15 protein-coding genes are annotated in these 13446 nt (G+C 44.0%); 7 read left to right on the top strand and 8 right to left on the bottom strand.

The features are described from left to right. Positions 1-48: 48 nt before the first annotated feature. From Q0081_RS00155 to Q0081_RS00145, 3 genes are all read right to left on the bottom strand, one after another. Positions 49-459: an integrase core domain-containing protein gene (locus Q0081_RS00155; protein ID WP_298348022.1), complete on the bottom strand. Its 411-nt coding sequence runs from the start codon at positions 457-459 to the stop codon at positions 49-51. After that, positions 446-775, bottom strand: coding sequence for an IS3 family transposase (locus tag Q0081_RS00150; protein ID WP_298348020.1), 330 nt, complete (start codon positions 773-775; stop codon positions 446-448). The genes Q0081_RS00155 and Q0081_RS00150 overlap by 14 nt, the downstream gene beginning before the upstream one ends. A 147-nt stretch (positions 776-922) precedes the next feature. Next, complete coding sequence (locus Q0081_RS00145) at positions 923-1171, bottom strand: hypothetical protein (RefSeq protein WP_298348018.1); 249 nt, start codon at positions 1169-1171, stop codon at positions 923-925. A gap of 427 nt (positions 1172-1598) precedes the next feature. Here Q0081_RS00145 and Q0081_RS00140 point away from each other — a divergent pair, with 427 nt between their 5' ends. Next, positions 1599-1868, top strand: a complete 270-nt coding sequence (locus Q0081_RS00140) for a helix-turn-helix domain-containing protein (protein WP_273209112.1) — start codon at positions 1599-1601, stop codon at positions 1866-1868. A gap of 2 nt (positions 1869-1870) precedes the next feature. Beyond that, positions 1871-2140, top strand: a complete 270-nt coding sequence (locus tag Q0081_RS00135) for a hypothetical protein (protein WP_298348013.1) — start codon at positions 1871-1873, stop codon at positions 2138-2140. Here Q0081_RS00135 and Q0081_RS00130 read toward each other — a convergent pair. Beyond that, complete coding sequence (locus Q0081_RS00130; RefSeq protein ID WP_298348011.1) at positions 2137-2913, bottom strand: hypothetical protein; 777 nt, start codon at positions 2911-2913, stop codon at positions 2137-2139. The two genes, Q0081_RS00135 and Q0081_RS00130, sit on opposite strands and share 4 nt — an antisense overlap. Positions 2914-2989: 76 nt before the next feature. Between Q0081_RS00130 and Q0081_RS00125 the strand changes: the two genes are divergently transcribed. From Q0081_RS00125 to Q0081_RS00110, 4 genes are all read left to right on the top strand, one after another. Then, positions 2990-3634 carry a hypothetical protein gene (locus tag Q0081_RS00125; protein WP_298348009.1) on the top strand — a complete coding sequence of 215 codons (645 nt, stop codon included), beginning with the start codon at positions 2990-2992 and terminating at the stop codon, positions 3632-3634. Between the two features lie 100 nt (positions 3635-3734). Then, positions 3735-4313 (top strand): hypothetical protein, encoded by a 579-nt coding sequence (locus Q0081_RS00120; protein WP_298348007.1) that lies wholly within the window; start codon positions 3735-3737, stop codon positions 4311-4313. Between the two features lie 39 nt (positions 4314-4352). Continuing rightward, a complete protein-coding gene (locus tag Q0081_RS00115) occupies positions 4353-5240 on the top strand; it encodes a type IV secretory system conjugative DNA transfer family protein (RefSeq protein ID WP_298348005.1) in 888 nt (295 codons plus the stop codon). Positions 5241-5288: 48 nt separating this feature from the next. Beyond that, positions 5289-6053 carry a hypothetical protein gene (locus Q0081_RS00110; RefSeq protein WP_298348003.1) on the top strand — a complete coding sequence of 255 codons (765 nt, stop codon included), beginning with the start codon at positions 5289-5291 and terminating at the stop codon, positions 6051-6053. Between the two features lie 50 nt (positions 6054-6103). On the opposite strand, the gene Q0081_RS00105 is transcribed toward Q0081_RS00110, so the two are convergent. Together Q0081_RS00105 and Q0081_RS00100 are read right to left on the bottom strand one after the other, a co-directional pair. Beyond that, positions 6104-7507, bottom strand: a complete 1404-nt coding sequence (locus tag Q0081_RS00105; protein ID WP_298348001.1) for an FG-GAP repeat protein — start codon at positions 7505-7507, stop codon at positions 6104-6106. Between the two features lie 21 nt (positions 7508-7528). Next, entirely contained in the window at positions 7529-8539 is a 1011-nt protein-coding gene (locus Q0081_RS00100) for a hypothetical protein (RefSeq protein WP_298348000.1), read from the bottom strand. 124 nt (positions 8540-8663) lie between these two features. On the opposite strand from Q0081_RS00100, the gene Q0081_RS00095 reads away from it, so the two are divergent. Continuing rightward, positions 8664-11870, top strand: coding sequence for a CHAT domain-containing protein (locus Q0081_RS00095; RefSeq protein ID WP_298347999.1), 3207 nt, complete (start codon positions 8664-8666; stop codon positions 11868-11870). On the opposite strand, the gene Q0081_RS00090 is transcribed toward Q0081_RS00095, so the two are convergent. After that, positions 11832-12590, bottom strand: a complete 759-nt coding sequence (locus tag Q0081_RS00090; protein ID WP_298347998.1) for a tol-pal system YbgF family protein — start codon at positions 12588-12590, stop codon at positions 11832-11834. The two genes, Q0081_RS00095 and Q0081_RS00090, sit on opposite strands and share 39 nt — an antisense overlap. Positions 12591-12623: 33 nt before the next feature. Continuing rightward, the coding region (locus Q0081_RS00085; RefSeq protein WP_298347996.1) for an RNA polymerase sigma factor at positions 12624-13446 on the bottom strand (823 nt) is incomplete at its 5' end.

The following is a 13446-nucleotide window of genomic DNA, read 5'->3' as shown; positions in this document are numbered from 1 at the left end:
GCGGTCCGATTTTTTCTTTTGTTAATTGTGTGGATATGTGGATAACTTTTAGGCTGCCATTTCGTATTGAGACATTGGGGTCTTATAATTCAGAGATTGATGAGGTCTTTGGTAATTATAAAATGCCATATACTCCGTGATTCCCTGCTCCAATTGCCATCCATTTTCGTAAGCATACAGATAGATTTTTTCTTGTTTTAAGCTTCGCCAAAATCTTTCTATAAATACATTATCCAAGGCTCTTCCTTTACCATCCATTGATATTTTGATCTGTTTTCCCAAGAGAACTTCAAGGAAAATATTGGCCGTAAATTGGCTGCCCTGATCTGTGTTAAATATTTCAGGTTTACCATGCCTGGCAAGACAATCTTTGAGTACCTGAGTACACCAACAGGATTCCATAGTATTGGATAAAGACCAATGTAAAATGCTCCTTGTGTGCCAGTCAATAATGGCCATACAGTACATAAAACCCTTCTGCATTGGGATATAGCGGGGCCGCCCGTGCGGTGATGTCGGTTGACCATACCTGATTGGCTCTGTCTATGACAACATCTCTGAGCAGGTAGGGATATTTCTGATGGTCTGAATCGGGCTTAGAAGTGTTAGAATGAGGATAAATAACTTTGATATTCATTAACTTCATTAATCGCCTGATTCGTTTACGATTGACAGCATATCCTAATGACTGTAAATGAACTGTCATTCGCCTGAAACCATAAAAAGGGCATTTTAAGTGTTCTTTATCAATGGCTTTCATCAGGGCATCGTCCAAGTCATTGTTACGTTCAACAGGCTTATAATAGACTCTTGAACGGCTAATTGACAGAAGCCCACATTGACGATTGATAGATAAAGCATCATGATTTTCTTCCGCACGGGCGGCCCCGAATCATGGCTAAACGCTGGGTCGTGTTAAAGCTCACGATAACTTTTTTTTCAGAAAAGCATTCTCCACTTGTAAACGACCAATTTGTTCATAGAGTTTATCAGAGTTGTCAGCCCTTGCCAAAGATACTTTTTCTGATTTACCGGACTCAAACAAACCTCCGCCATTGCTCAGAACCTGCTGTTTCCAGTCACTGATTTGACTGGCATGAAGTTCATACCGCGCGGGCGGCCCCGTTGCCCGCAATTTCTGCCAATGTTTGTTTCTCTTGAAGGGCTTCAAGAGCGACCTTAAATTTGAATTCAGGAGTGAATTTACGTTTGCTGTGCTTGTTCATAATACCAAATTTAGCAATACTTCCGTCTAATTGAAAGACTGTCCTAAATTGGGGGTACATTATAATGACGTTATTTGAGCAAAGTATCCTCCTGAATAAAGATAGCAAGAGGAGAATTGAAATAAGAAACATTGAACAATCTGTCAAAAATAACGTGAAAAAGGCAACATCTCCTACATATTTATGGGAAAAATATCTATAATATATTTTTCATCTATAAAGAAAATGGTACTACAGATGAATCTGTAGTACCATTTTCTTTAATATGAGCCTCAAGTGTTATGAATAAATTTAAAGAAACTAAAAATTTATTATCTACGCTCGCATAATCAAATTTATACTTTTTTCTTTTTTGAAGTAAACTACTACCCGATGCAAGTCATCTGTCTGGAAGAAGCCGCTTTCTATACATTGATCGAGCAGGTCGTTGCCCGTCTCAAAGAAACCCACGGTGAAGAAAAGGAAAAGTGGATTTCCGACGAACAGGCCATGCAGTTGCTGAACATCAAATCCAAGACCACCCTGCAAAAATTGCGGGACGAAGGGAAAATCCGCTTCTCGCAGCCCCAAAAGAAAATTATCCTCTACGACCGGGATTCCATTGACACGTATTTACAGCAACATGCCCGTAACACCTTTTAATCATGGAAGGCAACACCAGCGTTCCGCCTGAGTACCAAAAACGTTTTAATGAAGGCTACACCATCGCCAAATACATGCCCGAACTGGCCCGGCAGCTCACGGAAGCGATGAAAGACAAAGAACCCAACGGTTTTCAGGACGGACAGCTCCAATACGTAAGTGAACAGGGCAAAGATAAACTCCCTTCGTGGCTCAGCGGCAACCGCCCTGCCCAACCGGAAAAACAACCCGATAAAAATAAAGATCGTGGCATTGAACCGGAGCCTCATTAATCTTTGTCCGGCGATTTATCATCCTTTGTTTTTGTCGGTGTAGGTTTATCCGCCGATTTCTCCAATGCTTTGGTATAGTTTAGTGACTGCGAAAACCGCTCTGATGGAGAAATCGTCGATTGCGCTTTGGCCTCCTCTTTCCCCTGCGTCGGAGGTTGTTCCGGTGTTTTTTCAGCTCCACGCTCCTTGAAAGCCGCTATTTGTTGCTGCATAAATTCCTGTGAGTTGTCAAATTCTTTTTGGGTTTGTGCCGACTCTTTGCGTAACTCTTCCGCTGACTTCGGATCTTTGGGAGTGCCTTCCCTAAAATTCTTTAGTTGAACGCGCATGTAATCCTGGGAGGCATCTACATCCTTTTCCATTTTTCCTACCCGCTCCAACTCTTTTTCCCCCTTGCCTTCAAATTGATTGGGATACATTTTGTCCATGACCGTCTGACGAATTTGCGCTGCCGTTTTGGGATCAGTTTCTAAGTCCTGCATCTCCCTTTCTATTGTTTTGTTAATCCCCGTCTCAATCTGCATTTTTTCCGCTTCCAGCTTTTGAATGGGAAAGTCCTTATTGGCCGAAGGTCGTCCCGTGGTGAATCCCGGCGGTGTGTATTTCGGCGTATGGGTATTGGGCTTTGAGGTATCTTTCGATGCCGCTTCCAACTGCTTATCAATTTCCTTCCGACGGTTTAGCCTTTCCTTGATCAAATCATCGAAGTATTCGTATCCTTCGGGAAAGGCCGGTTCATTCTTTTTGTCGTCATTATCATCTTTTCCACTCATAACTTTAGTGATTTATTGCTTGATTTATGGATCGATTATGCTAAAATGATGAATCCTTTTTATAAGCGGAGGCCCCATGGATTGGAGACAGCAAACCATTCAAAACGTCTTTGGCGGAAATGAGCAGCGTTTCGAAAAGGCGTACCAAGAGGCGGTCACTGAGGCCATCAGCGAGGCGGTCTCATGGAAAGACCTGGCCTTAAGCGCCACCGTACTCCCCAATTTGGAAGGACAAACCAAAGACCTGATCGAGCGACGGTTGGGCTATCTTCCCCACCCTGCCGTTACCCTGCATTATGAGCCTTACCTGCGGGCTCTGCTGCAAAGTTATCATCAGGGAACCCTGTCATCGGATGCCTTCACCGAGCAGGCCGAAGAACACCTTAAACTCATTCGCAATGCTGACATGCTGCACTACAGTTCCCCGGAACCGGCTCCGCACTTTGTACAAAGTTATCAAAAAATGTTCGGCATTTACGGCGGGAAAGTCAAAGAGCGATTGACTCGATTTTTAGGCTACGAACCCCGTTTGGAACATTCCCTGATGGCGGAACTTTGGTTATTTGACCTCATGGCAAGGGACACCGTCCGCCTGCCGGAGGGTCTGACCGCTGTTGACTTTAAAGCCCTGACTATCATCCGATACCGCGAAATATTACTGTCTCAAGGGAAAGCTGCTGCCGATGTTTCCGCTCTATTAGGCGCTTTACCTACCGCTTGATAAATAAATGACCGTTAAAGCCTGATTTTTTCATTCAATTACTTGTCTGTCAGGTAAAAATAATTATTTTTGAACTCTTTTCCTATGCCGCTTACTGATTATGGAGTTGTTCGATTTAGATCGGCCCCTGATTGAACTGGTTTCCTCACAGGAGCGGGGAGCCTGGAACATTCGTCACGCCCTGGAAGGCGTACAGATCTTCGGCGGTATCGGCTCGGGTAAAACCTCCGGCTCGGGTCGGATGCTGGCCTTAAAATACTTAGCCGGCGGCTTTGGCGGGTTGGTGCTCACAGTCAAACCCGATGAAAAACAGGCCTGGCAGGACTACTGCCGACTGACCGGCCGCGAGCAGGATCTGATTATTTTGGAACCCAATGGCCCGCACCGCTTCAACTTTCTGCAATACGAATCCCGCCAATCTCAAAACGTCATTACCGAAAATATCGTGGAGGTGTTAAAAACAGTCATTCGCGCAGGAGCCGAAAAAGACAGCGGTAAAAGTGACGATGCATTTTGGGAAACGGCCCTCGACATGCTCATCTTTAACGTCATTGATCTGTGCCAACTGGCCTATGGGCGTATCTCAGTACAGCAGATGTACGACATTGTGCAGACCATTCCCAAAAGCAACGAGAATTTACAGACCGATGAATCTCAGGGGCCGGTCAAAGCCTTTTAAAAAGCGTTTGAGGCCGCCCGCAGTCGCGTCACTCAAAAGATGGATGACTGGTTTAATGGGTTGCCCGCGCAAAAGCAGGCTGCGCTGCAAAATGAAGTCGCCTTTGAAGTTGAATTGCTCAACGAGTTGCCCGAAGCAAGGCTGCTGAAATTCCTCGACCAATTTTTCTTTGACAGCTTCATTAATCTATCCGAGAAAACCCGCTCCATCATTGATTTTACCTTTGCCGGCTTTTTGTTTCGCCTGCTGCGCGAACCGGTGTATTCGCTGTTCTGTCGCGATGATTCCACCGTCACGCCCGAAGACAGCCTGCGCGGTAAAATTATTCTCATTAACCTGCCCGTCAAAATCTATCACAAGGTGGGACGCGATTGCCAAATTCTGTTCAAATACATCTGGCAACAGGCGATGGAAAAACGTTCCGTCGCAGCCAATGCCCGACCGCTGTTTCTGTGGGCGGATGAAGCGCAAAACTTTCTGCATGAACACGATGCGGACTATCAGGCCACGGCCCGCAGCAGCCGCATTGCCACCGTCTATATCTCGCAAAATCTGCCCAATTACTACGCCTGCATGGGCGGCCAAAAAGCCGAGTTTCGGGTAAAGAGTTTTTTGGGCACGCTCGGCACCAAAATCTTTCACGCCAACGCCGATATTGAAACCAATAAATATGCCTCCGAGCTCTTCGGGGACGCTTACTTTGAAGAAGAGTCCCACAGTGTGACCGTTTCCCAAAACTTCGGGCAAACCAAGTCCAAATCACTGAAATTAGAGCGGATGGTACGGGCTGAAGAATTTGTGCGGCTGCGCACGGGCGGACCATTGAACAATTTTCGGGTCGAAGGGTATCTGCACCGACAGGGTGACCCGCTGCTGAAAGGGCTCAATCATACCAAAATGCTCTTTAACCAGAATTACCAACCTTAACCGACTTTATTTATTTTATTGTTTCACCTTTTCTAATTTTCTCAACCCATGAAAAAGAATATCTACTACCGCACGGTCTTTAAACGTTCCAATGCCTTTAAAGAAGGGTTACTGGCTTTCTTTTTGGCTTTCTGCTCGTGGCCCCGCCTGCTGCTGGAAGTCTTTATCCGAAAAAACTTCGGCGAGCGGTATTTTTCTTTATCCGCCGTTATGACCGTGGGCGGGATTCTGGCCCTGCTGCCGCTGATTTATCTGGAGACGATGAGCCGTGCTTTTCGCAGTTCGGAAGGTATGACCTTTATCGGTCATTTTACGACTTGGTATGTTTATCTGGCAGGCTTTCTGTACGTGAGTTTCCAACGGTATGAAGAAGTTAAACACCTGCCCTCGGTGTTTGACTTCGGTCGTTTCAGTCTGTCCACCGGAGAGATTCATCCTTGGTTTTTAGACTTACGTTTCAGCGGAGAGCCCGCCACGATCCGCACCATTGAGATCTGGCTGGAACCCCTTGGCTTTGCCATAGGCGGTTTTCTGTTATGGGCCTTGGGACAGCCCATTGGCCTGGTTATTCTGATCAGCAGTATCTTCTACTCGCTTTCTTACGCGGGGGCCTACCATCAGGGGGATCACTTTATTATGGATAAAATTGACGAAATGATTTGCAACGAAGAGATGGTCAGTTCCTTTGTGGAAGGGCGTGATGCAAGCCAAACCCGGGGGGTGAGTTTCTACGGACGTCGTCCGGCCGACCCCGACACCCGCCGTAAATTGGTGGATAGTTTTATGGAGGAGGACGTGGTCGAAGCCCTGTAAAAATGCCGTCTGAAAACCACCTTAGCTGTGCTAAGGGAAGATGTCTAAAGTTATTGATTGTCAATTTTGCCAAAACTCACCCGTTCTCCGTCTGCTTTTCCGACAAGGTACGTGCCTGATGGAGTGATAGAGAGGAATTCTCCAGCAACGCCTAAATTGGTTTTAAATTGTACTTTTTCTTGGCGAACCAACTCCCAAGCTGTTCCATTTCGCTTGTACAAAAACCATTCAGTAAAACTATTGTTTAGGTATGAGCCTACCATAGCATAGTCCCCTGCAATACTTGTGCAAATCCCAAACCTCCTTCCTTTTTCTCGGGCAGGGTCATTTAGTTTGAAACCACTCGACCAAGTGTTTCCCGAACGTCTAAATATATAAACTATCCCCGAATCATCCGTCGAATTTTCATCCCTACCCACAGCCGCCACCATGGCATAATCACCTGATAAAGAAACACTACTGCCCAAAAAGTCATTGGCACGACCGTCTTGCATCGTTAACTTTTTGTGTAAATACCAATTACTACCCGATCGGGCGAATACATACGCCCCTCCTTGTTTTACATTTGTTCCAATTTGCGCATTAGAAGCCCCAACAATCGCATAGCTTCCTGATATACAAACACTTATTCCAAAATTATCTCCATTGCCCCCATCTTCAGCGGTTAGTTTGGCATGGGGAGTCCAACTACCCCCGTTCCGAACGTAAACAAAAGCCGCACCTTGAGTTACTTCTTTTACTTTTGAATATGGGGCTCCAACTAATATAAAATCTCCAGTAATAGAAACACTCAAGCCGTAGCCTGTACTGCCAACCGATTCTAAATCATGTAGTTTGGTCTGTCGAATCCAATTTGTTCCTGAGCGTACATATACATACGCAGCTCCTTTGTATTGGGTTGTTCCAACGGTACTTTCTGGTGCCCCTACCACGGCATAATTTCCGTCAATAGCCACACTGACCCCATACCAATCTCCCGTTGTTTCGTCGGTAGCAACCAGTTTTGCTTGTTGTGTCCAAGCCCCTCCATTCCGAAAAAAAATATAAGCTGAACCTTGGCGTTCGTTATCACCAACATCGTCAACAGGTGCTCCAATGATAGCGTAATCGCCAGAAATCGCAACTGACAACCCAAATGCTTTAGCCTTAGTGGAAATATCGCTAGATTGGCGATCAATCAGAGGCACTTGATTGGGATCGCCAGAAAACATCAAAGGGGTCCAATTTCTTCCATCAAATAAAAAAAGGGTATGGTATTCAGCATCATAGACCATACTCCCAAGAGCGGGGTTAGGAATAGCAACGCGTTGGGCGGACGTCATCACTGGAACGCGGGCTGTTTGAGACGTTCCTTGTGCATCCAATAACGTGGTTTGCGTAGGTGATATCGTCACTGACTGCGACCAAACACACTCACAACACAGCCAAAAAACAACAATGAGGTAGTTTTTCATAGATAGAAAGGAGAATAAAGGTTAGTTTTCAAATAAACACGAGCAGGGTACGGGTACTTGCTCCCCTACCCGATTAGCCGACACCCGAAACGTATTGGAATACGTACCGCCGCCCATATAGGACTGAAACAATACAAATGTTTGATACCAACATTTGCTGTTTCGGCGCGCCCCTACGGCAACCTTCAACGAGCGGTCAGCGATGAGTTTGGTCGCTTCGTCGTAAGCCAACACATAATCGCGATCCATAATGACCAAGTGTCGGTGCTCTTCGGGCCAACCTTTCTCTTTTAAAGTTGCCAAAAGCTCTGCTTCCAATGCCCTGTTTTGTTGTTTGGGAGTAGGCAAACAATCAGGGTAAGACAAAGTCGAACTGGGAAATTGTTTTTTAAATAGTTCAATTGCTGCTTTGCTACATTCTAAAGTCAGTTCGCCCGTTGCCATAAGCTTTCCAGCCGTATTGGCACTGATGTTATAGACATAGTTTTCAACCCTAACCACGACTTTACCTTCTTTTAGAACACTTATCTTCTTCTGCAAAGCTTTGATAAGGCATTGATTGTAAATATTTTTCTCGTTGTTTTGGGGACTGTAAAGAATTGCCCCCCATGTACTGTACCAGGTGTTGGCAGCTTCGGTTTTATTGAGCGACAATTCGATGTGCTCAGCGGCTAATTCGTTATTAAAATACACTTTGTACAGTTCTGCCGAGTTGAGCATGGCATTATCTTTGAAGGTATCCTTAAAAGCATTTTCGAGAGGTTGTTCCCAATAAGCCCTGAAAAATAAAGGCTTATCTATGGAAGAAGAAACAACAAAGGCGCTTTCGTCGGGTTGATCAGTGTCAATTTTTTGACCCGAAAACACAATTTTAGCCATGTATTTTTGATGAATCTCGCCTATTTTACTTTTATTTTTACCCTTGTCAATTTGCTTTTTAGCAAACTTTTCGAGCATACTTTGGGCGTGGCAATGTGGCAACACCAAAACCAAAAAAGCGAACAAAAAGCGGAAGAAGTAGTGTTTTTTCATAAATTTACGATTGGCTTAGCTATTTTTTGCCTTTAGTGACAAAAACCAACATAAGGTTAACAATGCGTCTTGATTTTTTTTCAATATGTTGTTTCTGAGAGTTTGGACAAAAGTAGGGGTATGTATGGCGGTGTTTTTTAATAACACGCTATTCGTTTCGGCAGCACAACCGTCGGTAGCTGAACGCCTGCACTCCATTTCTCAGCACTTAAAAAACTTACGGTACGAAGAAGCACTATACGAAGCGTCTCAAACGGAATCTATCCTGCGACAAATCTCTTCTTTTGATACCTTAGCCCTTGCCGACTGCCTACGAATGGAAGCAACAGCTCTGCGTAAACTCAAAAAATCAGAAATGTCTTGGTCCAAACTCATAGTAGCCCAACAACTCCTACAACAAAGTCGCTCGGCACGAAAATATGATGTGTGGGTCAGTGTACTCAATCAAATGGGGCTTATTACCAACTCCAAAGGAAACTATCGAGAGGCCATGGGTTACTATGATAGTATTTTTGATTTCAATAGACGTGGTTGGGTACGTCGACGAGAAGCGATAGCCGAAGCTTATCTCAACAAAACAAATTCGCTTGATTATTTGGCAGAATACAACCAAGCCGTGGCACTTCAGCAAGAAGGGATTGTTTATTGCGAGCAATTTTTGGATAAAAATCACCCCAAAATCGCGGATTTATGGAACAATATGGGTGGAATTAGGAGGCGCCAAGGACAACTTCAAGCGGCTCAGGTATGTTATCAAAACGCGCTCAAAGTATTCGTTTTCAATTTCGGAACAAACCATCCTGAAAGTTATTTTTTCTTCAATAACTTGGGCAACGTCTATTTTGCAAGCGGAAATATCGAACAAGCACGCGATTATTTTCAAAAAGGATGGGACAGTTACTTACTACATCATTCGGCCAATGAGCCTCCTGCCGATATTTTTTTTGTCAATATGGCTAACATTCAGCTCAAAGAAGGCGCTTATCAATGGGCTCTTGACTATTTTCAAAAGGCACTCACTATTAGAAAAAACAATTATGGCAACGACCACCCTACTACTGCAACAAGTTATAATTATGTAGCGGGTGTACTAACCCTCCAAAAAAAATACAAAGAGGCTATTGCACTTTACCAAAAAGCCTTAGCTATTTATCAAAAATACGAATTGGAAGCTCAACCCGAAATTGCTGACTGCTACGATAACTTAGGGGTGACGTACAGTGCATTGGGTGATGATGCGCAAGCGCTCTCATTTCTCAAAAAAGGTTTACAACTTAGCACTCAAATTTACGGTTCTGAACATTATCGTAACCCGATGGCTTGGCAAAATATCGGAGACGTATATGTGCATCAACGTCAATGGAAAAAGGCCGAACAAGCTTACCAAGAAGCCATTAGAATTTATCAAGTCAACTTTGGCGATGTTCACCCCGACCTTGCCCAAGCCTATACCTCTTTGGCGGCGGGGTATCTTGCACAAGGGCAATTGGTAGCGGCCGAGTCTTGTTGTCAAAAGGCTTTTAAAGCACTGGCAACCAACGAAACCAAGCCTAATTTTGAACGATGTCAGTCGCCTTTGCAGCTTTTACATACGTACGAAGTTGCCGCTAAAACAGCCTCAAAAGTTGAGTTAACAAAAAGCACCGAACGCTATCGTCATGCTGTTCAATTGTTTGATTACATCCAAAATCAATACCTTGACGACGAATCACGAAGAAGCCTAGGCCAACGCCACTATGCGCTTTTTGAGCAAGCCATCGAGGTGTTTTTGCAACAGTACCAACAAACCCAACAAAAAAAATGGCTGCACGAAGCGGCGTTTTTGGCCGAAAAAAGCAAATATACCCAACTGCTCCGAACGATGCGTTATAGTGCCATCCTCAAAATGACGGGCGTTGATTATTCCACCCAACAGCAATTGTCCGAAATCAATGCGTTAATAGTTCAGTATCAACAACAACGCACAGAAGCATTGGTAGCTAAAACCTCGACCCAATCTTTTGATGATAAACTATTTGAACTCCGACAAAAAAAACAGCAGATTCACCGACAATTAGCCCTAAAATCACCTCAAACGCAAGCTCTGCTCACCAACGCCGCCTTAACATCTCCCGTTCAACTAATAAAACAAATACTTCCGCCTCAAAAAACACTTATTGAATACGTTTGGGGCGACAATCATTTAATTGGCTTTGTTTACTTGGGCGATAAAATTTATTTTTTTTCGACTTCAATCGACAGCACACTGCTCCGCCACCTCTACGCGTATCAGCAGTTGATTTCTAAACCACCTTCAGGTAAAGAAGCAGACCTGCAAGAGTTGGCAGTCCTAAGCCACAAACTATACCAACAGATTTTACAACCTGCTCTTGTGTTTTTAAATAAGGAAATTCATCAGTTGACGATTGTTCCTGACGGCCCCCTGAATTATTTACCATTTGAAACACTTCTGACCCATTTACCCAAAAACTTGCGTGATTTTGGTAGCCTTCCTTATCTTAAAAATAACTATTTGGTAAGCTATGCCCCGTCAGTCAATTTACTTTCAGAACAACTCAAGCAGCATTCTCAGCCTGCTTTTAAAACGTGGGGAGGGTTTGCCGCCTCTTATCCTGCCGAAGGCTGGCAACTGCCCCAAAGTGGCCTTCGGTTATATCCTTTAGGGAAAAATCAGAACGAAATCACCCAAACCGCCGTACTCACCGCAGGAACGGCCTTTGTCGGAACAAAGGCAACTATTGAGAACTATAAACAATATGCAAGCGATTTTCGGCTATTACACTTAGCCATGCACACCCTCATCAACGATCAGAACCCCGAACTTAGCTCCTTTGTTTTTTCTCCTACGCATTTGCACGAATACCTCCTTCCAACCCAAGACCTTTATCAAATTCCCCTCAAAGCCGATATGGTAGTGTTGTCGGCCTGCCAAACGGGTATTGGACAATGGCAACAGGGAGAAGGAGTTTTCAGTTTGGCGCGAGCGTTCATTTTTGCAGGGGCGAAATCTCAAGTAGTAAGTTTATGGCAAATTCCCGATGCCGCTACGGCCCAAATCATAACCTTTTTTTATCAGAACCTTCATCGAGGATTACCCAAAGACCAAGCTCTTCGTCAAGCCAAAAAACAATACATATCTCATTTATCCGCAGCCGAATTGGCCCACCCCTACTATTGGGCAGGTTTTGTACTCCAAGGCAACCCTTCAACCGTATCATTTGAACGGCATTTTCCCATTGAATGGGTTATTTGGATAGGCGGATGTTTAGTTTGTGTAAGTCTGCTCGTTTTTTTAGGGCGTATTCCTCTCCCCCAATCCGTTCAGTCTTAATTCCCCTAAAAGTTCGGTGGCTTTAGCTTGGTAGGGATGTCCTTTCATTTTTTCAATTTTTTTCAACCCAGCGATTGCTTCTTGCGGGTTTTTCAAAGCCAAATAGCCCAATGACTCATACCATTGAGCGGGTTGTTGAAAGCGGTTGGAGCGCCTACTCAATGAGTGTAACAAAGGCATTGCCTCAGATGTCGAATGGGTTAAAAGGTATGATTGAGCAAGATAAAAATCACGTTCAGGGCTGATAGGTAGCGCTTTAAAGAGTTTTATCGCCTCTTGATACGCTTCAGTTTCGTAACGCTGAAAGGCCTGATACAGAGGAGAGTCTATTGGCTGACCGCGTTGAATAGGGGCTACAATGTTAGGATAAGCTTCAAGGTAATGTGCCGCTATGCGTTCATTAACGTTAGGCTGAATTGTAAATAAATAGACTCCCCACAGCCCTATCAAAACAAGTGCTGCTACTCCACTCCATACCCACCATTGTTTGATAATTTTGGTGGGCATTGGCGCAGTGATTTGCTTAGATTCCAAGACTTGTAGTCGCTTTTTCAGTTCGTTTCTACCGATGGCATTGACTGCTTTATGGAATTGTTGACGAAACTGCAACTCTTTCTGAAATGCTGGCTCAGACTGAAGGCGCTCCCATTCTTCTTGTTCTTGAGCAGTAAGTAAACCCCTAAAATGATTGTCAATGAGGTGCTCGTAGGTATCGTCCATGACATGACAAAGTTGATGTCCTAACTCTTTGTTTTATAAATTTGTATGAAAAGAATCTCGTAAAGAGCGAATACATCGCGATTTATGGGCTTTTACGGTATTTTCATTGGCATAGTTCATTCGCTCCATGATGGTTTTAATTGACAATTGCTCGTAGTAAAACAACAGCAACAAACGCCGACAACTTTCTCCTAATTTAGCCAAAGCATTGCTCAACTCTTGGCTTTGATACGTTTGGGCCTCTTGTTCTATCAGGTCTTCGATATTGTTTACTTCAGGCTCAATTGTAGGCATAAATTCTATTGTTTGCCCCTTTTTACGGATAAGCTGATAAGATAGTCGCTTTCCAATGCCAAACAAATACGTCCGAATCGTACTATCGAGTGTCTCTATTTTTCCTGAACGCACATTTTCATAAAAAATCAAAATCGTATCTTGGTACACGTCGGTGATGTCATCTTTGGATAAGTTAAATGTTCGCCCAAATCCCAGAAACGCATCTCTGTGCAATAGATATACTTCGTCTAACACCGACAAATCACCTTGCTTGAGTAGATTGATTACTATTTTATCGTCAGTTGTTATCTTCAATGCTTGATTAGTGTTGAGCAGAATACAAAGGTTAACAACACAAAAATAGAAGGAAGCACTGAATTTAAGACAAAAGTTGAAAAATGAAAGTCCCTCAAATTTTCTGATTCTTTTGCTGCTATCTCTTCTATTTAGTACAAAAAACCCTGGCGGTGTATCAAATGTAATGCTGCCTCTCCAAGTTGAATTGCCAAAAGCACCAACCAATCGCCAAGTTGTGCCACTTGTCCAATTTGGAAAAGGATAGCGACTTTCTGACCAGCCG

The sequence above is a fragment of the Runella sp. genome (assembly GCF_027484545.1).
Lineage (GTDB): Bacteria > Bacteroidota > Bacteroidia > Cytophagales > Spirosomataceae > Runella.
The sequence above is the reverse complement of the archived record's forward strand: the minus strand, read 5'-3'. Positions and strand labels throughout refer to the sequence as shown.

What these genes read in the sequence shown, in the direction of transcription:
- Q0081_RS00130 (WP_298348011.1), bottom strand. Translation starts at nt 2,913, where the DNA reads ATGAGTGGAAAAGATGATAATGACGACAAAAAGAATGAACCGGCCTTT.
- Q0081_RS00125 (WP_298348009.1), top strand. Translation starts at nt 2,990, where the DNA reads ATGGATTGGAGACAGCAAACCATTCAAAACGTCTTTGGCGGAAATGAG.
- Q0081_RS00140 (WP_273209112.1), top strand. Translation starts at nt 1,599, where the DNA reads ATGCAAGTCATCTGTCTGGAAGAAGCCGCTTTCTATACATTGATCGAG.
- Q0081_RS00100 (WP_298348000.1), bottom strand. Translation starts at nt 8,539, where the DNA reads ATGAAAAAACACTACTTCTTCCGCTTTTTGTTCGCTTTTTTGGTTTTG.
- Q0081_RS00095 (WP_298347999.1), top strand. Translation starts at nt 8,664, where the DNA reads ATGGCGGTGTTTTTTAATAACACGCTATTCGTTTCGGCAGCACAACCG.
- Q0081_RS00135 (WP_298348013.1), top strand. Translation starts at nt 1,871, where the DNA reads ATGGAAGGCAACACCAGCGTTCCGCCTGAGTACCAAAAACGTTTTAAT.
- Q0081_RS00105 (WP_298348001.1), bottom strand. Translation starts at nt 7,507, where the DNA reads ATGAAAAACTACCTCATTGTTGTTTTTTGGCTGTGTTGTGAGTGTGTT.
- Q0081_RS00110 (WP_298348003.1), top strand. Translation starts at nt 5,289, where the DNA reads ATGAAAAAGAATATCTACTACCGCACGGTCTTTAAACGTTCCAATGCC.
- Q0081_RS00090 (WP_298347998.1), bottom strand. Translation starts at nt 12,590, where the DNA reads ATGGACGATACCTACGAGCACCTCATTGACAATCATTTTAGGGGTTTA.
- Q0081_RS00155 (WP_298348022.1), bottom strand. Translation starts at nt 459, where the DNA reads ATGGCCATTATTGACTGGCACACAAGGAGCATTTTACATTGGTCTTTA.
- Q0081_RS00115 (WP_298348005.1), top strand. Translation starts at nt 4,353, where the DNA reads ATGGATGACTGGTTTAATGGGTTGCCCGCGCAAAAGCAGGCTGCGCTG.
- Q0081_RS00120 (WP_298348007.1), top strand. Translation starts at nt 3,735, where the DNA reads ATGGAGTTGTTCGATTTAGATCGGCCCCTGATTGAACTGGTTTCCTCA.